General features: G+C 73.6%; 18 protein-coding genes and 1 riboswitch. Of the genes, 9 read left to right on the forward strand and 9 right to left on the reverse strand.

All coding sequences use genetic code 11. The annotated features are described in order from the left end of the window. Positions 1–129 precede the first annotated feature (129 nt). A complete protein-coding gene (locus MILUP08_RS32130; protein WP_007465799.1) occupies positions 130–468 on the forward strand; it encodes a GroES family chaperonin in 339 nt (112 codons plus the stop codon). A 101-nt stretch (positions 469–569) separates the two neighbouring features. Beyond that, complete coding sequence (locus tag MILUP08_RS36205; protein ID WP_007465801.1) at positions 570–737, forward strand: hypothetical protein; 168 nt, start codon at positions 570–572, stop codon at positions 735–737. A 16-nt stretch (positions 738–753) separates the two neighbouring features. On the opposite strand, the gene MILUP08_RS32135 is transcribed toward MILUP08_RS36205, so the two are convergent. Beyond that, the gene (locus MILUP08_RS32135; RefSeq protein ID WP_007465804.1) at positions 754–2,235 is read right to left on the reverse strand and encodes a PrsW family intramembrane metalloprotease; all 1,482 of its coding nucleotides are present in this window, start codon (positions 2,233–2,235) and stop codon (positions 754–756) included. 23 nt (positions 2,236–2,258) lie between these two features. Beyond that, positions 2,259–2,379: riboswitch (SAM riboswitch) on the forward strand. A 44-nt stretch (positions 2,380–2,423) separates the two neighbouring features. On the opposite strand from MILUP08_RS32135, the gene MILUP08_RS32140 reads away from it, so the two are divergent. After that, complete coding sequence (locus MILUP08_RS32140) at positions 2,424–3,692, forward strand: aminotransferase class V-fold PLP-dependent enzyme (RefSeq protein ID WP_007465807.1); 1,269 nt, start codon at positions 2,424–2,426, stop codon at positions 3,690–3,692. 72 nt (positions 3,693–3,764) lie between these two features. On the opposite strand, the gene MILUP08_RS32145 is transcribed toward MILUP08_RS32140, so the two are convergent. Continuing rightward, the gene (locus MILUP08_RS32145; protein WP_051066098.1) at positions 3,765–5,000 is read right to left on the reverse strand and encodes an FUSC family protein; all 1,236 of its coding nucleotides are present in this window, start codon (positions 4,998–5,000) and stop codon (positions 3,765–3,767) included. Positions 5,001–5,106: 106 nt separating this feature from the next. On the opposite strand from MILUP08_RS32145, the gene MILUP08_RS32150 reads away from it, so the two are divergent. Beyond that, entirely contained in the window at positions 5,107–5,763 is a 657-nt protein-coding gene (locus MILUP08_RS32150) for an HD domain-containing protein (RefSeq protein ID WP_144057050.1), read from the forward strand. Here MILUP08_RS32150 and MILUP08_RS32155 read toward each other — a convergent pair. Further along, positions 5,735–6,019, reverse strand: a complete 285-nt coding sequence (locus MILUP08_RS32155) for a DUF4031 domain-containing protein (RefSeq protein ID WP_007465813.1) — start codon at positions 6,017–6,019, stop codon at positions 5,735–5,737. The two genes, MILUP08_RS32150 and MILUP08_RS32155, sit on opposite strands and share 29 nt — an antisense overlap. A 56-nt stretch (positions 6,020–6,075) precedes the next feature. Here MILUP08_RS32155 and MILUP08_RS32160 point away from each other — a divergent pair, with 56 nt between their 5' ends. Beyond that, positions 6,076–7,476 carry an FAD-binding oxidoreductase gene (locus MILUP08_RS32160; protein WP_039907010.1) on the forward strand — a complete coding sequence of 467 codons (1,401 nt, stop codon included), beginning with the start codon at positions 6,076–6,078 and terminating at the stop codon, positions 7,474–7,476. 21 nt (positions 7,477–7,497) lie between these two features. On the opposite strand, the gene MILUP08_RS32165 is transcribed toward MILUP08_RS32160, so the two are convergent. Further along, complete coding sequence (locus tag MILUP08_RS32165) at positions 7,498–8,034, reverse strand: hypothetical protein (protein ID WP_007465817.1); 537 nt, start codon at positions 8,032–8,034, stop codon at positions 7,498–7,500. An 89-nt stretch (positions 8,035–8,123) separates the two neighbouring features. Beyond that, entirely contained in the window at positions 8,124–9,938 is a 1,815-nt protein-coding gene (locus tag MILUP08_RS32170) for a glycerol-3-phosphate dehydrogenase/oxidase (RefSeq protein ID WP_039909087.1), read from the reverse strand. A 206-nt stretch (positions 9,939–10,144) separates the two neighbouring features. On the opposite strand from MILUP08_RS32170, the gene MILUP08_RS32175 reads away from it, so the two are divergent. From MILUP08_RS32175 to MILUP08_RS32185, 3 genes are all read left to right on the forward strand, one after another. Then, positions 10,145–12,784: a S8 family serine peptidase gene (locus MILUP08_RS32175; RefSeq protein ID WP_007465821.1), complete on the forward strand. Its 2,640-nt coding sequence runs from the start codon at positions 10,145–10,147 to the stop codon at positions 12,782–12,784. Positions 12,785–12,833: 49 nt separating this feature from the next. Beyond that, complete coding sequence (locus MILUP08_RS32180) at positions 12,834–13,769, forward strand: GNAT family N-acetyltransferase (protein ID WP_007465823.1); 936 nt, start codon at positions 12,834–12,836, stop codon at positions 13,767–13,769. A gap of 77 nt (positions 13,770–13,846) precedes the next feature. After that, positions 13,847–14,092 carry a hypothetical protein gene (locus tag MILUP08_RS32185; RefSeq protein ID WP_007465825.1) on the forward strand — a complete coding sequence of 82 codons (246 nt, stop codon included), beginning with the start codon at positions 13,847–13,849 and terminating at the stop codon, positions 14,090–14,092. Positions 14,093–14,150: 58 nt separating this feature from the next. On the opposite strand, the gene groL is transcribed toward MILUP08_RS32185, so the two are convergent. The 3 genes from groL to MILUP08_RS32200 all read right to left on the reverse strand — a co-directional run bounded on the left by groL (position 14,151) and on the right by MILUP08_RS32200 (position 17,719). Then, positions 14,151–15,773: a chaperonin GroEL gene (gene groL / locus MILUP08_RS32190; RefSeq protein WP_007465827.1), complete on the reverse strand. Its 1,623-nt coding sequence runs from the start codon at positions 15,771–15,773 to the stop codon at positions 14,151–14,153. Positions 15,774–16,043: 270 nt separating this feature from the next. Continuing rightward, positions 16,044–17,012 carry a YciC family protein gene (locus tag MILUP08_RS32195; protein WP_051065858.1) on the reverse strand — a complete coding sequence of 323 codons (969 nt, stop codon included), beginning with the start codon at positions 17,010–17,012 and terminating at the stop codon, positions 16,044–16,046. Between the two features lie 503 nt (positions 17,013–17,515). After that, on the reverse strand, positions 17,516–17,719 hold the full coding sequence (locus tag MILUP08_RS32200; RefSeq protein WP_039909088.1) for a cold-shock protein: 204 nt from the start codon (positions 17,717–17,719) through the stop codon (positions 17,516–17,518). 325 nt (positions 17,720–18,044) lie between these two features. Between MILUP08_RS32200 and MILUP08_RS32205 the strand changes: the two genes are divergently transcribed. Next, the gene (locus tag MILUP08_RS32205; protein ID WP_007465837.1) at positions 18,045–18,575 is read left to right on the forward strand and encodes a GNAT family N-acetyltransferase; all 531 of its coding nucleotides are present in this window, start codon (positions 18,045–18,047) and stop codon (positions 18,573–18,575) included. 168 nt (positions 18,576–18,743) lie between these two features. On the opposite strand, the gene paaN is transcribed toward MILUP08_RS32205, so the two are convergent. After that, positions 18,744–20,417, reverse strand: coding sequence for a phenylacetic acid degradation protein PaaN (paaN, locus tag MILUP08_RS32210; RefSeq protein ID WP_193376592.1), 1,674 nt, complete (start codon positions 20,415–20,417; stop codon positions 18,744–18,746). Positions 20,418–20,513 lie beyond the last annotated feature (96 nt).

Consider the following 20,513-nt stretch of genomic DNA (forward strand, 5'->3'; position numbering starts at 1 on the left):
CCACGGCGACAGGTCGGACAGCATACGTCCGTTCCCGACACCGTAGGGCAGTTCCGCCACACAATGCCCAGACCACCTCGGGCGTAACCACCGGCGGTCGGCCGTCCGCGACACGGTAGCGTCTGCCCCGTGACCGCCGACCAGGTTTTCGACTCCGGCCTGCCGATCCGCCTGCTGCACGACCGCGTGCTGGTGCGGATGGACGGCAGCGAGGGCGAGCGCCGTTCCACCGCGGGCATCGTCATCCCGGCGACCGCCGCCGTCGGCAAGCGCCTCGCGTGGGCCACCGCCGTCGGCGTCGGGCCGAACGTCCGGGCCATCGTCTCCGGCGACCGGGTGCTCTTCGACCCGGACGACCGTTCCGAGGTCGAGCTGCACGGCCGCGGGTACGTGCTGCTGCGGGAGCGCGACGTGCACGCCGTGGCCGCCGAACGGGTCGACAACGACTCCACAGGCCTCTATCTCTGACGAACCTCCCCCGGCTCTGACACACCAGCGGGCGCCGTCGCGCCGTTTGCCGGCCCGTGGCGCGGGAAGCCAGCCGGCGACCGTGGCCCTGGGGAGGGACGATGCCGGTATTCGTGAAGAAGCTGCTCACCTGGGGAAGCGTCGCGTTCCTGATCTACTTCGTGGCGTTCCGGCCGGACGGCGCCGCGCAGATGTTCAAGGCGATCGGGGCGGCGCTGATGGCGATGTTCCAGGGCCTCGGCGACTTCCTCACCACCCTGATGACCTGAGCACCGCCGACCGCCGTCAGGAGTGACCGGGCGGCCAGGGCGCGGCGGGGCGCAGGCCGTGCCAGCCGGGCGGCGGGTAGCCCATCGGAGGTGGCGGCGGAGCCAGCACCACCGGGATCGGGACCACCGGCTCTTCGGGCGCGGCCACCGGCCGCGACGTACCGTCCGGGAAGCGCAGGTGGTAGCTGCTTCCGTCCCAGACGCCCACCGGCGCCTGCGGATCACGCCCCACGAAGAACGACCGGTGCGCGGTGATCGCCTCCAGCAGTTGCCGTTCCTCGGCAACCGCCCGCTCGCGGTCGCCCGGCTTACGGTCCAGACCACGCAGCATCCCGTCGCGCAGCAGCGCCAGCCGCGTCGCGGCGACCTGGTACCCGCGCATCGCCCGCACCCCGGCGTCGCCCGCGACCCGGCGTGCCCAACTGCGGGCCGCGTGCCGGCGACCCAGGCTGCTCAGCGCGGCCACCTCGGGCGGGCTCAGCCAACCCGCGCGCACGTAGTCGGGCAGGATCCGCTCGGTGAGTCGCCCCTCCCAGGCGCGCAGCCACAGGGCCAGCCCGACCATCCCGAAGAAGACCGGCACCATCAGGCCGAGGAAGCCGTACAGCATGATCACCGCTTCGCCGGTGGCCTGGGTCAACGTCGGCAGCAGGTTCCACGTGCCGTGCAGCATCATCGCCAGCAGCAGGCCGGCGATCGGGGCGAGCACGCGGACCCGCCGGTCGGCCGAACGCGAGGCGACACCGAGCCCCACACCTGTCATCGAGGTGAAGAGCGGATGGGCGAACCCGAACAGGAGGATCCGCACGATGAAGATGGCGATCACCTGCTGGGCGCCGGTCGCCGGGCCGTACCGGTCGGCGCCGGCCGCGTAGCCGTACCCGCCCAGGTAGAGGATGTTCTCCACCATCGCGAAACCGACCGCGGAGAGCCCGCAGTAGACCAGGCCGTCGGTGATGCCGGACCACTCCCGACGCCGGAACACCAGCAGCAGGATCGGGCCGAGGGCCTTGGTCAGTTCCTCGATGAACGGCGCCACCAGCACCCCGGTGAGCGCGTCCGGCAGCCCCCAGTCGGCGAACCGTCCGGCGGCGAACTCGTTGACGTTGAGGGCGGCGGCGGTGGAGACGAACGCGCCCCAGGCGAAGCAGAAGATCAGGTACTTCAGCGGCTCCGGCTCGTACCGGTCGAGCCACAGGAAGCAGGCGATCAGCACCGGCACCGGCAGGATCGCCGCCCCCACCCCGACCAACAGAGCCTGCACGCCGAGCGACTCGCCGAGCTTGAAGACCATGAAGACCGCGCACGCGGCGATGAACGCCACCACCCCGGCCAGCACCAGGAACCGCAGCCAGTTCGGTCGGCGCGGCGGCATCCGGGGCGCCGCGACGACAGCCGGATCGGCGGACGCGGGCGGCGACGACGGCAGGGGTGCACCGGGCGGGGTGTCGGCCATGCGGTCAGCGTAGCCATCCCCCGCCGGCTGGTCCGGTCGCATCCGCAGCCGCTATGCTGCGGGCAGGTCACGAGTGCCAGCGTTCAGCCCCGGCTTGCTGGCCGGCAACCCTCGTCGAGTTCGCGGTGGGGTGCCCCGGGTGATGACCGGGCCCAGCCCGATCCTCGTGCTGGGCAAGCGCGGACCCCGTCCCGACACCACCCGGGGTCCCTGACCCCGGAGGTTCCGGCGTGTCCGTCACCCTCGTACCCTCGCTGCCCGCCCTGCCCACCGTCGCGCCCGCGCCGTCGGCGCCGCTCGACGTGCTCGGCGTACCCGGCGAGATCAACCTCGACTACGCGGCCACCGCGCCGTGCGCGCGGGCCGCGGCCGACGCGGTGACCGAACTGCTCCCGTGGTACGCCAGCGTGCACCGCGGCGCAGGAGCGCTGTCGCGGCGCTGCACGCTGGCCTACGAGCGGGCCCGGCAGACGGTCGGCGACTTCTTCGGCGCCCGCGCCGACGACCACGTGATCTTCACGCGGAACACCACCGACGCCCTCAACCTGCTGGCCCGGGCGCTGCCCGCCGGCACGACTGTCGTCACCTTCGCGGGCGAGCACCACGCCAACCTGCTGCCCTGGCCACGCGGCTCGGTGCGCCTGCCGGTGCCCGCCGACCCCGCCGGGGCGGTACGCGCTCTCGCCGCCGCCCTCACCGAGCTGCGCCGTGACAGCAACCCCGCGCTGCCGGTGCTGGTCGCCGTGACCGGCGCGAGCAATGTGACAGGCGAGCTGTGGCCGGTCGCCGAGCTGGCCCGGGTGGCCCACCGCCACGGCGCCCGGATCGTCCTCGACGCCGCGCAGCTCGCCCCGCACGCCCCGGTCGATCTGGACACGCTCGACGTGGACTACCTGGCCGTGTCCGGCCACAAGCTGTACGCCCCGTTCGGCACGGGTGTGCTCATCGGCCGGGCGGACTGGCTGGACGCCGCCGCGCCGTACCTGGCCGGTGGCGGCGCCACCAGCCACGTCGGGCCGGCCACCCACGACGTCACCTGGGCGTACGGCCCGGCCCGACACGAGGGCGGCACCCCGAACCTGCTGGGCGCGGTGGCGCTGGCGGCGGTGTGCGCCGCGCTGACCGACGCCGACCGGGTCGCGCTGGCCGCCCGTGAGCAGGCGCTGCTGGCCCGGCTGCGCACCGGCCTCGCCGCCCTGCCGCACGTGGTGGAGCTGCGCACCTTCGGCCCCGACGCGCCCCGGGTCGGCATCGTCTCGTTCGTGGTGGCCGGCTGGGACTCCGCCGCGGTGGCCGCCCGGCTGGCCACGGAGCACCGGATCGGCGTACGGGATGGTCTGTTCTGCGCCCACCCGCTGGCCCGGCGGCTGCTGGGTGAGGCTGCCGGACGTGCCGGCCGGCGGGATCTTCCGCCGACCGCGTTGCGCGCCAGCATCGGTCTGGGCAGCACGGCCGCCCAGGTCGACCGACTGCTCGCCGCGCTCGCCGAGCTGAGCTGAGCTGGGCCGAGCTGAGCTGGGCTGGGCTGGGCTGGGCCGAGCTGGCACGGGGCGGGCGCGCGCCGCCCGCGTTCAGCCGACAGGCGGGGCGGTGGGTGGCTTCGGCGCCTCACCCGGCTCGGCCGGTTCGCCGACCGGCCGCTCCTGCTCCCCGAAGGCGGTCCGGATCCACCGGTTCGCCTCCTCCTGCTCGACGCCGGAGGCCACCAGCAGGTCGCTCGCCGTGGTCCGGATCTGGGCGACCACGACACTGCCGGAGAAGCCGACCCCGGCCCCGTACGCCCGGCCGGCCTCGCTGACGGCCCGCAACGACCGCTCCCGCGCCTTCTGCGGCTCCTCGCCGGCCGCGAACTCGTGCTTGAGCAGGCGGACCGACTCGGCGAGGTGACCGATCGAGTCCGGCATCGTATCCGGTACCGGCTCGTCGTCCTCGATCAGGGTGACGGACCGCCGGATCAGCGTGCCGCTGTTGCGCATCGCGCGGTCGATCGGATCGGCCGCCTCCGCGTAGTGGATCAGCTCGCCGCGGCGGTGCCAGCGGGCCGGCGACAGGGTGGCCGTCTCCTTCGCGCCCTCGATCGCCTCGGCCAGGGTGGCCAGCTCGTCCTTGTTGTTGCGCAGCCGCTCCAGCGCCCGCTGGATGGCGCCCCGGTCCCGGTCGCGCAGCCCGTCGGCGGTGGCGTCGAGCTGGGCGGCGAGCAGGTCCAGCGCCGGTCGCGCGGCTCGGTTGATCACCCGGAGCGGGTTCAGCGGCAGCAGCACCGCCGTCACCAGCAATGCGACGCCACCGCCGAGGAAGGCGTCGACGAAGCGGGGTATCTCCAGGTTCTGGGTGGACGGGCTCAACGTCACGATCAGCACCGCCGTGGCCGCCGCCTGGATCACGATGGCCACGCTCGCCCCGGCGAAGATGGTGAGCAGGATCGCCACCGTGACCACCAGGCCGAGCTGCCACGCGCCGGTGCCGAGGAAGTAGATCAGGAGGTCGCCGACGAACACCCCGACGCCCACCCCGACGATCAGCTCCACGGTGCGGCGGAACCGCTGCCCGACCGACGCGGCAAGCGTGCCGACCGCGGAGATCGGCGCGAAGACCGGTTGCGGGTTGCCCAGCACCTTGTGCGAGATGAGGTACGCCAGGCCGGCCGCCAACCCGGCCTGGACGGCCAGCCCACCCGCCATCCGCACCCGGTGCAGCCGGTCGTGCAGGGTGGCCCGCCCACGATGCCGCAGTTGCTCGGTGGCCTCGGCGATGCGCGCCCCGTCGACGTCCACCAACCCGTCCCGCAACGGGGCACGTCGCACCATCGGAGGTCTCTTGTCCCGGGCCACCGCCATGGGCGCGACTACCCGTGGCGGGCCCGGTGAATCCTCCCGCCCGCATACGACGCGCGGGATGCGGCAGACTCGGGCGGTGGCCGATCTGCTGGACCGGTGGCGGGCGGCGGCCCGTGCTGCCGGGGCGAGACCCGACGAGAGCTGCACCACGGCCGGCGAGGAACTGCTCGCCCGGTGGCGGGAGCCGCACCGGCGCTACCACACGGTGGCGCACCTGGGCGCCGTCCTCGACGTGGTGGACCGGCACGCCGCGCTGGCCGACCGGCCCGACCTGGTCCGGTTGGCCGCCTGGTGCCACGACGCGGTCTACGACCCGCGGGCCCCGGGCGACACCAACGAACGCGACAGCGCCGCGCTGGCCGGGAACGTGCTCACCGGGCTCGGGGTGCCGACGCCCGCGGTGGTCGAGGTGCGCCGGCTGGTCCTGCTCACCGCCGGGCACGCCGTGGCGCCCGGCGACGCCGACGGCGCCCTGCTCTGCGACGCGGACCTCGCCGTGCTGGCCGGGCCGCCGGCCGCCTACGACCGCTACGCGGCGGCGATCAGGCAGGAGTACGCACACGTGCCCGAGTCGGCCTTCCGGACCGGACGCGCCGCCGTGCTCACCGGGCTGCTGGCGCTCCCCGCGCTGTTCCGGCTGCCGCCGCTCGCGCAGCGGTGGGAGCAGCGCGCCCGGGACAACCTGCGCCGCGAGCTGGCCGCACTCAGCGGGCCGCCGACGATCCCGGTCTGACCAGGTGCTTCGGACGACGCAGCCCGGCGTCGCGCAGCAACCGGACCAGTTCCCGGCTCGGCACCACCCGGGCACCGAGCCACACCGCCGCCGCGAACCGGTCGGCCGGGATGTCGTAGTGGTCCCGGTCGAACCCGCGCCGGGGCGCGCCCAGCGCCTCGGCGAAGGCGTGCAACTCGGCGTAGGAGACGTCGCTGATCAGGTGCGACCAGAGTCGACCGCGCCACGGCCAGGCCGGCCGGTCCAGGTAGAGCATGGTGCCCAAGTTAGCCCGCGTTGATGATCGGTGGCCGGCGACCTAGCCTCGGCGGCATGGCCCCCACCGGACTCCTCGACGACCTGCGTGCCGCCCTGGGCGAGAACGCCGTACTCACCGACCCGGACCTCCTGCGCGTACACCAGCGCGACGAGGCCGACCTCTGCGCTGCCGGCGTCCCCCTCGTGGTGACCCGTCCGCGCACCACCGAGCAGGTGGTCGCGGTGGTGCGGGCGGCGGCGCGGCACGGCGTACCGCTGGTGCCGCAGGGCGCGCGGACCGGGCTGGCCGGCGCGGCGAACGCGGTGGACGGCGCGGTGGTGCTCAGCACCGTCGCGATGGACGAGATCCGGGAGATCGACCCGGTGAGCCGGATCGCGGTGGTCCAGCCCGGCGTGGTCAACGCGGCGCTCGCCGCGGCGGTCGCCGAACAGGGCCTCTGGTACCCGCCGGACCCCGGCTCCTGGGAGTCGTCCACGATCGGCGGCAACGTGGCCACCAACGCGGGCGGCATGTGCTGCGTGAAGTACGGCGTGACCACGGAGTACGTGCTCGGCCTGGAGGTGGTGCTCGCCTCCGGCGAGGTGCTGCGCACCGGGCGGCGGACGGCCAAGGGGGTGGCCGGCTACGACCTGACGCGGCTCTTCGTCGGCTCGGAGGGCACCCTCGGGGTGATCACCGAGGTGACCGTGGCGCTGCGGCCCGCCCCGGCCGACTCGTTGACCCTGGTGGCGGTCTTCGGCTCCACGGCGGCGGCCGGCACGGCGGTGGCGCAGATCGCCGCGCGGGGCCTCACGCCCAGCCTGCTGGAGCTGCTGGACCAGACCCACCTGCGGGCGATCGAGGCGTACCAGCCGATGGGGCTGCGAACCGACGCGCAGGCCCTGTTGCTCGCCGCCGCCGACACCGGCAGCCGGGCGGGCGACGACCTGGCCGCCCTGGCCGAGGTGTGCGAGGCGGCCGGCGCCGAGGAGGTCTACGCGGCCACCGACGCGCTGGAGGCGGCGGCGTTGTTGCAGGCTCGCCGCCTGGCCCATCCGGCGATGGAGAAGTTCGCCGCCGACACCCACCCGGACGGCAGCGGTGGTCTGGTGATCGACGACGTGGCGGTGCCGCGGGGCGCGCTCGCCGCGCTGCTGGACGGGGTGGCCCGGATCGCGGCGGACTGCGACGTGCCGATCGGCGTGGTGGGGCACGCCGGGGACGGCAACATGCACCCGAACATCGTCGTCGACCGGGCGGACCCGGCGAGCGTGGAGCGGGGCCGGCGGGCGTTCGACGAGATCATGCGGCTCGGCCTGGAGCTGGGCGGCACCTGCACCGGTGAGCACGGGGTGGGGCTGCTCAAGCGGGACTGGCTGGCGCGGGAGATCGGCCCGGTCGGCGTCCGGGTGCACCAGGCCATCAAGGCGGCGCTGGACCCGGCCGGCCTGCTCAACCCGGGCAAGGTGCTCTGACTCCGGTCGGCGGCGTGCGGGTCAGCCCTTGACCTCGGCCGGCGTCGCCTGGGTGAGCAGCAACAGGATCTCCCCCGCCACCGTCGGGCGTTCCTCACCCGGGCAGTCCTGCGAGGTGATCAGCCCGGACGAGGTGAGCAGGCTGGACGTCAGCGCGTCGATGCAGGTGGTCCGGTAGCGCCGGACCTGGTCGGTCTCCTCGGCGAGCCGGGGGTCCGCGAGCAGCACCTGGAGGCGTTCGGTCTGCTCCGGAGCCAGCCGGCCCCGGGAGGTGACCCCGTCGCCGGCGCAGTCGAGGCACTGCCACGAGCCGTCCCGCTCGACGCTCAACGTGCGCAGCGGAGCGTCCGCGCCGAGCCGTTGGATCAGGCTGACCTGGCCCACGGCGACAGTGGTCGGGATCTCGGGTGCGGACCCGCCGGCCGCCGAGCCGGCCGGCGGTTGGGCGACAGATGTGTCGGCGTCGTCGCGGCCGAACAGCGAACACCCGGTCAGGGCGACGGCGAGCACCACGGCAAGTAGGGGGGTGAGCAGACGGGGGTGCGCGCGGTAAAGCACGCGCGGAAACCTACCCCACCGTAGGTAGCGTTCGAAACCACCATCCGGGCCGGTATCGATAGTTACCACTCGGTAACGTTACTTTCCGGTCATCTCGCCGTCGGGCGCAGCTCGGCCTGGTCGTCGTCACCCCGGTCCGCCGCGTAACCCCGTACGTCCGGCGCGCCGAGTCGGGCCGCGTCCGCCCCGGCGTCGTCAGGCATCAACTGGGACTGCCGCTCCGCCTCCACCCGCGCGCGGTAGTGCTCGACCTCGCGGGCGCTCCTCGCCGCGTCCCACCCGAGCACCGCACCCATCAGCTCGGCGGTGTGCTCGGCCGACTCCAGACCACGGTGGCTGGTCTCGAACGAGATCCGGGTCCGCCGGGTCAGCACGTCCTCCAGGTGCAGCGCGCCCTCGGCCCGAGCCGCGTAGGCGACCTCCGCGGCCAGGTACTCCGGGGCGCCGGCCAGCGGGGACGCCAGCAACGGATCGGCGTCGACAAGCGCAAGCAGGTCGAGCGTGAGAGTGCCGTACCGCTCCAACAGGTGCTCCACCACGCCCACCGGCACGCCGTGCCGGCGCGCCAGGTCGGCCCGGTCCCGCCACATCGCCGGGTACCCGTCGGCGCCGAGCAGCGGCAGGTCGGCGGTACGCGACGCGCGGGCGCCACCCAGGCGGCGTACGGCCCGGTCGACCACGTCGGACGCCATCACCCGGTACGTCGTGTACTTGCCCCCGGCCACCAGCAGCAGCCCGAGCATCGGCTCGAACACCGCGTGCTCACGGGAGAGCTTCGAGGTGGAGTCGGCCTCGCCGGCCAGCAGCGGGCGCAGCCCGGCGTAGACACCCTCGATGTCGGCGGTGGTCAGCGGCCGGTCCAGCACGGTGTTGACCTGCTGCAACAGGTAGTCGATGTCGCGGGCCGACGCCGCCGGGTGGGACCGGTCCAGTCGCCAGTCGGTGTCGGTCGTGCCGATGATCCAGTGCCCGCCCCACGGGATGACGAAGAGCACCGACTTCGCCGTACGCAGGATGAGCCCCGTCTCGCCGGTGATCGCCGAGCGGGGCACCACCAGGTGCACCCCCTTCGAGGCGCGCACCCGGACGCCGGGCCGCAGACCCACGTCGTTGAGCATCCGGGACATGTCGTCGCTCCACACGCCGGTGGCCGCGATGACGGTCCGGGCGTGCACCTCGAACTCGGCGTCCGGGGAGCCGGCCGGCGCCTCCAGGTCGCGGACCCGGACGCCTGTCACCTCGCGCGCCTGCCGGATCAGCCCGACGGCGCGGGCGCTGCTCACCACCGTGGCGCCGAGGCTGGCGGCGGTACGGGCCAGGGTGACGACCAGCCGGGCGTCGTCGACCTGCCCGTCGTAGTAGCGGATCGCCCCGGCCAGCGCGTCGGCCCGCAGGCTCGGGAAGATCCGCCGGGCCCCCTCCCGGGTCAGGTGCCGGTGCAGCGGCATGCCCCGACCACCGCCGAAGAGACCGGCGAAGGCGTCGTAGGTGGCCACGCCCGCGCCGTAGTACGAGCGGCGGAAGATCCGGGCGGGCAGGTCCCGCAGGCCCCGACCGGCCGGCAGCGGCACCAGGAACGGCACCGGGCGGACCAGGTGCGGCGCGAGCCGGGTGGCCAGCAGGCCCCGCTCGGTAAGCGCCTCGTGGACCAGGTGGAACTCCAACTGCTCCAGATAGCGCAGCCCGCCGTGGATGAGCTTGCTGGATCGGCTCGACGTGCCCGAGGCGAAGTCGCGCGCCTCGACCAGGGCCACCTTCAGGCCCCGGGACGCCGCGTCGAGGGCGGCGCCCGCACCGGTCACCCCACCCCCGATGACCAGCACGTCGAAGCGCTCGGCGCGGAGTCGGCGCAGGTCGGCCGTACGGCGGACCGGCGAGAGTTGCGCGGCGACGGATCGGGAGATGTTGGGGTCACGCACCCATCCACCGTAACCGCCACGCCAGCGTGTCGACATTCAGCGCCGCACCCCGCCCCCACGGCGGCGGTCGCAGATCTTGGACAGTTTCCGTCATCCGTTGACGGAAACTGTCCAACATCTGGGCGATTCTTCGGTGTCCCGTCCCGTGACGGGCGGGTGGGGAACCTCTGTCGTGGTCGTAAGGTTTCCGGATGCACGGTCAACCTGCGCAACCCGGTCGCTCCTCGCCATGGTCGGTGGTCGCCGCCGTGCTGGTCGGCTTCTGGACCGTTGCGGTCACCGCGGCCACCCAGACCGGCGGCTGGGTCACCGACCAGGTGCTGCTCAGCTTCGGACGGGACCGGGTCGGCTGGCTCTGGCCGGTGCTCGGCCTGACCGTCGTCGTGTTGGTCGGCACGCCCGCCCTGCTGCTGGCGGTGCTGCCCCGGTCGACCCCGGTCCGGGCCACCGGGCGGGCCTGGCTGGTCGGGGCACTCGCCCTCGGGGTGCTCACCCTGCTGCGGGTCGTGCCGCCGGTGCACCATGAGGCGTACCTCGCTGGGCTGGCCGGCGCCGCGGTGCTCAGCGCACTCGCCGTGGCCTGGTCGGCGCGCCGCTCGTCCGCCTCGGACGTCGGCAGCGCGCCCAACGCCACCGCGCGGACCGGCGACGAGACCGGCGGCGCGGTGCTGCACCGCGACGTCGCCCGAGCCCAGACCGCCGAGAGCCCGGAGCCGAGCGACGACGCCACGTCGTCGGCCGCCGGTAACCCGGACATCCACGCCGCGTCGACAGCCGCCGAAAGCCCGGACATCCACGCCGCGTCGACAGCCGGCGGGCGCCCGGAGTCGGTCGGGGGCCGGCGGGGATCGCGCCGGCCGGGGCCGGTGCCGCTGCTCGCGGTCGCCGCCGGTCTGGCGCTGCTGCTGCCGTGGGCCTGGCTGGGCGCGCTCGGCGGGCTCCTGGAGACGGTGCTCGCGCTGGTGGCGGCAGCGGCGCTCGGGGTGCTGGCCGCGACACTGTTGGACGCCACCTTCTGGTCGGAGTTCGCGGTCGGCCGGCCGCCCCGGCCGGCCCGGCTGGTCCTGCTCGGAGGTCTGGTCGCCGGGGTGGCGCTGCTGCTCCTCGCGGCCGGCACCGGCCAGTCGGGCGCGCAGTTGCCCGCGCTGCTGACCCTGCCACCGGTGGGTTTCGCACTGGCCGCGCTGTGGGCCGCAGCCTGGCGGGCCACCGCCGACCCGGCCGACGCCGCACGGGCCGGCCGGACGGCGACCGGCTGGCTGGTGGGTCTGGCCGCGCTCGGCCCGCTGGCGTTCACCGACCCGGAGGAGATCAGCCTGCTGCTGATCGGCACCCGGGACGTGCCGTTCTGGGTGGCGGCCGCCGCCGTCGCCGGCCTCGCCGTCGCGGTCGTGGTCGCCATCGGGTACGCGGTGCTGCTGGCCCGGCCGGCGGCGCATACCCCGAGTCGCCGGGTCGCCGCGCTGGCGGCGGCGGTCCTGCTGGTGACGGTGGGTGTCGTCGACGTCGGGCCCGGCCAACCCGGCCTGTACGGGGAGCGGCTGCTGGTGGTGCTGCGCGAGCAGGCCGACCTGAGCGGCATCCCGGCCGGCGCCCCCGGGCAGGCCGGACGGGACGCCCGGGCGGCGGAGGTCTACCGGCGGCTGGTGAGCACCGCCGACCGCAGTCAGGCCGACCTGCGCCGCACGGCGCGGCGGCTACGACTCGACCCGGTGCCGTACTACCTGGTCAACGCGGTCGAGGTGGATGGTGGCCCGGCCGTACGGGCCTGGCTCGCGCGGCGACCCGAGGTGGCCCGGGTGCTGGTCAGCCAGCGCCTGCGGCCGCTGCCGGCCCCGGCGGGACAGAATCGGGGCACCGCGCCGGCACCGACCGGCCCGGAGTGGAACATCCGTCAGCTCGGCGCGGACCGCGTCTGGTCCCAGTTGGGCGTGACCGGCAGGGGAATCGTGGTCGGCAGCTCCGACTCCGGCGTGGACGGCGGCCATCCGGCGCTACGGGCCGGGTTCCGAGGCGGGGACGACTCCTGGTACGACCCGTGGGACGGCACCCGGGCGCCGAACGACCAGGGCGGCCACGGCACCCACACGGTGGGCAGCGCGGTCGGACGGGACGGCATCGGGGTGGCGCCGGACGCGCAGTGGGTGGGCTGCGTCAACCTGGACCGCAACCTGGGCAGCCCGGGGCACTACCTGGACTGCCTCCAGTTCATGCTGGCGCCCTTCCCGACCGGCGGTGACCCGTTCACCGACGGCCGGCCGGAGCGCGCCCCGCAGGTGCTCACCAACTCGTGGGGCTGCCCGGCGATCGAGGGCTGCGACCGGGAGGCGCTGCTCCCGGCCACCACGGCGCTGGACGCCGCCGGGATCTTCGTGGTCGCCGCGGCCGGCAACACCGGCCCGTGGTGCGCGTCGATCGACGACCCGCCCGCTCCGTACGCGAACGTGCTGACCGTCGGCGCGGTGGACGCGCAGCGGCGGGTGGCCGAGTTCTCCTCACGCGGGCCGGTGCCGGGCGGCACGGGCAAACCGGACGTGCTGGCCCCCGGGGTGGGCGTGGTGTCGGCCATGCCCGGCGGCGGGTACGCGGCGCTGGACGGCACGTCGATGGCGACCCCGCAGGTGGCGGGGGTGGTCGCGCTCATGTGGTCGGCGAACCCGGCGCTTGTCGGGGACCTGACCCGCACCCGGCAGATCCTGCGGGACACCGCCACGCCGGCCGAGCCGACGTACCGCTCCGACAACCGCGCCGACGCCTGCGGCGGCCCGGGGAACGTCACAGGCGCCGGCCAGGTCGACGCGTACGCCGCCGTTCGCGCCGCCCAGGGGTGAACGAGGGCGGGGCCGGTCACCGCCAGCAGGTGATCTAGGGTCGGCGACCATGGACGCCGAGATCACCGTCGCCGAACTGAGCCCCGACCTCGCGCCCACCGTGGCGCGAGTCTGCGAGCAGGCGCTCGACCTGCCCGAGGACGCCGCCGAGGCGGGCGCCATCGTGGACGTGCTGTGGACCCGGGCCGCCGCCGACCGCGCCGTGGTCGGGCTGGGCGCGTACCGGGGCAACGACCTGGTCGGGGTGCTGCTCTGCTCGGTGTCGCCGACCGAGGTGGGCGTCGGGCACGTGGACCTGGTCGCGGTGCTCCCCGGGCAGCGCCGTCGGGGGGTGGGCCGCGCGCTGCTGTCGCGCGCCGAGCAGGCGCTCGGCCGACGCGGTGTCACCGAGGTGCTGCTGGCCGGGAACCCGCCGTACTACGCCTGGCCGGGCATCGACGTGCGTTACACGCCGGCGGTGTGCGCCGCCCTGGCTCTCGGCTACCGCCAGGACCAGACCGCCTGGAACATGACGGCGGACCTGTCGTACGACGAGTCACCGGCCCTGCGGTCCACGGAGGCTGCGGAGCAACGGCTGGCCGGGCAGGGCATCACGGTACGCCGGGCGGAGCCCGCGGACCTGCCGGCGCTGGCCGCGTTCGCCCGGTCCACCTTCGGTGGCGCCTGGGACGGGGAGCTGGCCGGGTCGGTGGGCCGCGCGAGGGCCGGCTGCCACCTGGCGGAGCGGGCCGGCGAGGTGCTGGGCTTCGCGGCCTACGGGTCGTCCCGGCCGAGCTGGTTCGGGCCGATGGGCACCGCGCCCTCCGCCGAGGGTTCGGGCATCGGTGGGGTGCTGCTGCGACGCTGCCTGCGCGACCAGCGGGCGGCGGGGGTGGACCGGGCGCAGATCGGCTGGGTCGGGCCGGTGCCGTTCTACTCCGGCAGCGCGGGTGCCCGGATCGAGCGGGTCTTCTTCCTGTACCGGCGGTCCCTGCCGGTGACGTGAGAGGGCAAATGGGACATCAATCCATTCGCCCGCATCGCCCATGGACGCCTTCTACCGTTTCGGTAGAGGAGGCAGCCATGACCACGGATGACGACCAGACCGAGGACGGCCCGCCGATCACCTGGAAACCGGTAGGCGAACTGCCCGGCCACGTGCCGTTCGACCGGCTCGACTACGGCGACGCCGAGCAACTGGCCGAGATGACCACCGACGGCGAGCCGCTGGCCGAGGAACCGCAGGAGATGGTGGACGCGCCGATCCAGCTGCTGCCGCCGTACGACCGGGCGCAGAAGCGCCGCAACCAGCGCCCGCTGCCCACCTGACGACGAACGGGGCGGACCGCGTCAGCGGCCCGCCCCGTTCGGTGTGTCGGAACTGGACTCAGAAGTCCATGTCCCCGCCACCCGGGCCAGCCGGGGCAGCCGGGGTCTTCTCCGGCTTGTCCGCGACGACGGCCTCGGTGGTGAGGAAGAGCGCCGCGATGGACGCGGCGTTCTGCAGCGCCGAGCGCGTCACCTTGGCCGGGTCGATGATGCCCGCGGCCAGCAGGTCGACGTACTCGCCGTTGGCGGCGTTCAGACCGTGACCCGCTTCGAGGTTACGGACCTTCTCCACCACGACGCCGCCCTCGAGGCCGGCGTTGACGGCGATCTGCCGCAGCGGGGCGTCCAGCGCGACCTTGACGATGTTCGCACCGGTCGCCTCGTCGCCGACCAGGTCGAGCTTGTCGAAGGCGGTCTTGCCGGCCTGCACCAGCGCGACGCCACCACCCGGGACGATGCCCTCCTCGACGGCCGCCTTCGCGTTGCGAACGGCGTCCTCGATGCGGTGCTTGCGCTCCTTGAGCTCGACCTCGGTGGCCGCGCCGACCTTGATGACCGCAACGCCGCCGGCCAGCTTGGCCAGCCGCTCCTGCAGCTTCTCACGGTCGTAGTCGGAGTCGCTCTTGTCGATCTCGGCCCGGATCTGGTTGACCCGACCCTGGATCTGGTCGGCGTCGCCGGCACCGTCGACGATGGTGGTCTCGTCCTTGGTCACCACGACCTTGCGGGCGCGGCCCAGCATGTCGAGACCGACGGCGTCCAGCTTGAGGCCGACCTCCTCGCTGATGACCTGGCCACCGGTGAGGATGGCGATGTCGGCGAGCATGGCCTTACGGCGGTCACCGAAGCCCGGCGCCTTGACGGCGACGGACTTGAAGGTGCCCCGGACCTTGTTGACGACCAGGGTCGCCAGGGCCTCGCCCTCGATGTCCTCGGAGATGATCAGCAGCGGCTTGCCCGACTGCATGACCTTCTCGAGGATCGGGAGCAGGTCCTTGACCGACGAGATCTTGCTGTTGACGATCAGGAGGTAGGGATCGTCGAAGACGGCCTCCATGCGCTCCGGGTCGGTCATGAAGTAGGCCGAGATGTAGCCCTTGTCGAAGCGCATACCCTCGGTGAGCTCAAGCTCCAGCCCGAAGGTGTTGCTCTCCTCGACGGTGATGACGCCTTCCTTGCCGACCTTGTCCATCGCCTCGGCGATGATCTCGCCGACGGTGCTGTCGCCAGCGGAGATGGAGGCGGTGGAGGCGATCTGCTCCTTGGTCTCGACGTCCTTGGCGAGCTTGGACAGCTCCTCCGAGACGCTCGCGACCGCGGCCTCGATGCCCCGCTTCAGGGCCATCGGGTTGGCGCCGGCGGCCACGTTGCGCAGGCCCTCGCGAACCAGGGCCTGGGCCAGGACGGTCGCCGTCGTCGTGCCGTCACCGGCAACGTCGTCGGTCTTCTTGGCGACCTCCTTGACCAGCTCGGCGCCGATCTTCTCGTACGGGTCCTCGAGCTCGATCTCCTTGGCGATGCTCACACCATCGTTGGTGATGGTGGGGGCACCCCACTTCTTCTCGAGCACGACGTTGCGGCCCTTGGGGCCGAGGGTCACCTTTACGGCGTCGGCGAGCTGGTTCATGCCACGCTCGAGGCCGCGGCGCGCCTCTTCGTCGAACGCGATCATCTTTGCCATACGGCGTTGTCCTCCTGGACACTCACGGCCACCCGAGTGTGTGTCCCGGATGGGCCGCCTGGTGTACGCACCTTGGGACGTCGCCACCAGGCGACGACGACGTCCTTCGGCCGGGCCGGATAGCCCGCGACGACCGGCCATGTGCCGCCCCGGCGTCTCCACGCCCGGGCAACCTGGCCCCACCGTCCCGACCATTGGCACTCACGGTGTGCGAGTGCCAATGACTTGTTTAGCACTCTCACCTGCCGAGTGCAAGCACGATGGGCCCGCTCAGCCGAGTTCCGCGGCCAGTGTGGCCCCGTTCACCGGCGCCTCATGGGCGCGTTGCTCGGCGTACGTGATCAGCAGACCGACCAACTGGGCGAGATGGGCCGGCAGTGCCAGCAGCGCCGTGACAGCGATCACGGCCACCGCCCCGACGGCGGCGCCCGGGGAGGCGAACGGGTCCGCACCGAACGCGGCGGTGCCCGCCGACTCGATGACGCCGGGAACCGCGGTGCCGACGATCACCGCTGCGCCCACCACTGCCACCCGACCGAGCATCAGCCCGAGGCGGGCGTGGAACATCCCGAACGACCGGCCGATCGGGTTCTGCCGCTCGAAGAGGTAGACCGGGCCGGCCAGGCTCAACGCGAACGCCAGATAGATGCCCGGCAGGACGCAGCAGCAGGAACCGATACCGATGAGGAGACTGATCAGCAGCGTCCAGCCCCACAGGCCGAGCGCCCGGCGTAGCCCGTACCGCAGCGCCGAATCGAGGTTGCCGGGCCGGCCGGTCGCCTGCTGGGTGATCACCCAACTGCCGGCGGCCCACCCCACCGCCTGCACCAGACCGATCAGCAGGCTGCTGCCGACCAACGCGCCGACGAGGGTTGCCAGGGTGACGGCGAAGTTGTCCGGCAGCCCGGCCGCCGGATCCATCTGGGCCTGCGCCTCCCAGGCGGGCGTCGGGTCCACGCCCAGCAGGACGATCGAGACCACCGCCGCCGGCAACACCTGCGTGAGCAGCATGATCGGCACCAATTGCCGCCAGCCCCGGCGCAGCGCGCCCCCGCACCGCTCGAACCAGGCCCCGATGCCGGCGCCGGGCGGAGTGACCAGGGCGTCGGTCGGATCGAACCCGTGACCCGGCGGGTACCAGCCGACCGGCGCCCCCGGATACCACTGCTGTCCACCGTAGGGGCCCGCCCCGGGCGGGTAGTCGCCGGCGGGCGGATAGCCCCACCCCTGCGGCGGCACACCGGGAGGCGGCCCAGCCGGCGGACTCCAGCCACCCTGCGCGGGATCCCAACCGGGAGGCGACCCAGCCGCCGGACCCCAGCCACCCGGCGCGGTGGGATCGGGCGTACCCGCCGGGCCCGCCTGCCCCCAGCCCTGAGTCGGGCCGGGCGGCGGCCCGTGTCCGGGAGGCGTCCCGGGGCCGAATCCGGGCGGCGGCCCGGGGTCTGCGCCGGAGACGGGTGGCGTGCCCGGGGCCGCGCCCGAGACGGGTGGCGTGCCCGGGGCCGCGCCGGAGACGGGTGGCGTGCCCGGGGCCGCGCCGGAGACGGGTGAGGTGGGGTCGGACGGGCCCGGTTCACCCGGCCCGGAGGGCGTGGTGGGCGGGGGCGACTGGTCGGTCATGAACCCTCCTCAGCATCGGCTGGAACGGTTCACGATCTTCCCGGGCGGGCGTCCGCATCGCAGCACCGACCCGCCAGCCGATCGGGGGCAATCCGCGAGCGAGGAGGTCGGGAAATCGCTCAGGCGATGACGCGTACGTGCTCCGCCTGCGGGCCCTTCTGGCCCTGGGCGATCTCGAACTCCACGCGCTGACCGTCGTCCAGCGCCTTGTAGCCGTCCATCTCGATCGCGGAGAAGTGGACGAACACGTCCTGACCGCCGTCGACGGCGATGAAGCCGTAGCCCTTTTCGGCGTTGAACCACTTCACGGTGCCCTGTGCCACGGTGCACATCCCTCACTCTTGCGCGGCGTTGCCTGCCCGGGCGCGCGGCACGGCCGGACGCCCTCGACCACCGCGTCAGCGATCGATGACCGCCGCTGAAAGGGTGACCGAAATCGCACGCTACACGAGGAGTGACGGCGACGCACGACCCCAAATCGGGCATATTCCTGGACGGTCGGCCGGGGCCGGGACGGGGTCGGAAAGGGCTGCGGACGACCGTTGCGGAGGGGGACCAGAACGGCGGCAGGCAGGCCCGCCCGGCCACCAGGCGTCGGACCCTGGCACGCCCCGAGTCGGCTCACGCGCCTGTGGTAGGCATGCGGGCATGACCACCGACACGGGCTCACCGGTCCTGCGGCAGGCGCAGATCCACCGGGTTCGGCCGGAGGACGCCGCCCGGATGCGGGCGCTGCGCCTGGAGATGCTCGCCGACGCGCCGTTGGCCTTCCTGGAGACCCTGGCGGACGCGGCGGCCCGACCGCACCGCGAGTACGCCGCCCGCATCGCGTACACCTCGGCCGGCCCGAACAATGCGCAGTTCGTCGCGGACCCGGGCGGTCGGCTGGTCGGGCACGCCGGCGGCACTGTCGCTCCGGACGAGCCGGGGCTGACAGTCATCTACGCCGTGTACGTCACGCCGGCCTGGCGGGGCAGCGGGCTGCTCGGCGAGCTGATCGACGGGGTGGCCGCCTGGTCGCGGGCCTGCGGTCGGCCGGAGCTGCTGCTGGAGGTGGTGGTGGGCAACGACCGCGCCTACCGGGCCTACCAGCGGCTGGGCTTCACCGACACCGGCGTACGAGTGCCCCACCCCACGATCCCCGCCCTCAACGAACTACAAATGCGCCGAACCGCCTAGAACAAGAGAACCCATCCCAAGGCAGAACCCCGGTACTGACGAAAAAAGACGGCAGCGACGCCACCGCCGTGCCCACAGAGGGTTTCCGGGGCAGCCCGACCCGCGCAGGGATCAAGCCTGACCGCCCGAAGCGGGTCGGGCTGCCCCGGAAACCCCCCACCGCAACCACTACACGTGACGCCGAGACTGCACAATCCGGAACCGGTTCGCCACGTAAGCCCCGTCGGTGAGCGCCGAGTTGGCCGCCGCGTTCGCGCCGCTGCCGTGGAAGTCGGAGAACGCCGCCGACTGGTTGACGAAGACACCGCCGGTGAGGTTGCAGGACAGGTGCACCCCGACCTCGACCGCCACCGCCTCGGTGGCGTCCAGCACGGCCTCGTCGGTCGAGTAGACCCCGGCGGTGAGCGCGCCCTTCTCGCCGACCGTCCGGCGCAGCAGTTCCAGGCTGTGGGCGGTGGAGTCGGTGGCGATGGCGAAGGAGATCGGCCCGAACCACTCCCGGCCGTACGTCTCGGCGTCGTCCGCGCCCAGCTTGACGATCGTCGGGGTACGCACCACCGCGTCGGCGTACGCCGGGTGGGACACGGCCCGCGACTCCAGCACCGGCTCCCCCACCTTCGTGACCTCGGCCAGCCGTTCCAGCACCCCGTCGTTGACGATGGCGCCGGTCAGCTCCACGCCCCGGGCCGGGTCGGCGGTCAGCTTGCCGACGGCTGCGGCGATCCCGCCGGCCACCTCGTCGAAGCTCTTGTGCCCCTGGTCGGTCTCGATGCCGCCGGCCGGGATCAGGATGTTCTGCGAGGTGGTGCACATCTGCCCGCTGTAGAGGGTCAGCGTGAACCCGAGGTTGCGGCACATGCCGGCGAAGTCGTCGGTGGAGTCGATGACGACCGTGTTCAGGCCGGCCTTCTCGGTGTAGACCGAGGCCTGCCGGGCGTGCGTCTCCAGCCAGTCGCCGTACTCCGTGGAGCCGGTGAAGTCGACGATCTTGACGGACCGGTGCAGGGCCAGGTCGCTGGCGAGCTTCTCGCCGGGCGCCTCGGCCGCCAGCATGATCAGGTTCGGGTCGAAGCCGGCCTCGGCCAGCACCTCCCGGGCGTACTTCACGGTGATCGCCAGCGGCAGCACCGCGCGCGGGTGCGGCTTGACGATCACCGGGTTGCCGGTGACAAGCGAGGCGAACAGCCCCGGGTACGAGTTCCAGGTCGGGAAGGTGTTGCAGCCGATCACGAGCGCGACCCCACGCGGCACCACGTGGAAGGTCTTGGTCATCCGCAGCGGGTCGCCCTTGCCTGCGGCCTTCTCCCAGCCGGCCGTGCCCGGGTGCCGGGTCATCTCGGCGTACGCGTACGCCAGCGCCTCCAGCGCCCGGTCCAGCGCGTGCGCGCCGCCGGCCTGGAAGGCCATCACGAACGCCTGCCCGCTTGTGAACTGCACCGCGTTGGCCAGCTCGAAGATGTGCTTGTGCAGCCGGTCGAGGATCTCCAGGCAGACGCCCACCCGGGCCTGCGGGCCGGCGTCGCGCCAGGCCGGCAGCGCGGCGGAGGCGGCGGCGATCAGCTCGTCGGTGCCGGCGTGCGGGTAACGCACCGCCAGCTCGACCCCGAACGGGCTCGTCTCGGTGGCGATCCGCTCGCCGGTGCCCGGCTGGTCGAGGGGGAAGTCACCACCCAGGTACGCCTCGAAGGCGGCCTTGCCGTCGGCGGCGGCGGTCTCGCCGTACACGCGGGGGCTGGGGGATTCGGGGTACGCGGACCAGTAGCCCCGCTCCGTGATCGCGGTCAGCGCACGGTTGAGGGTGTCGGCGTGCCTGTCGTACAGGGGATGCGGGGTCTCCGTCATGCCCGCCATCATGCAACAGCCCGGTCCACGAGCAGTAGGGGCGGATGCCCGACAGCGACGCGTGCGGCACGCGGGCCCGAGCGGCAGGGCCCGGGA

The sequence above is a fragment of the Micromonospora lupini str. Lupac 08 genome (assembly GCF_000297395.2).
In the GTDB taxonomy this organism is placed as follows: domain Bacteria; phylum Actinomycetota; class Actinomycetes; order Mycobacteriales; family Micromonosporaceae; genus Micromonospora; species Micromonospora lupini.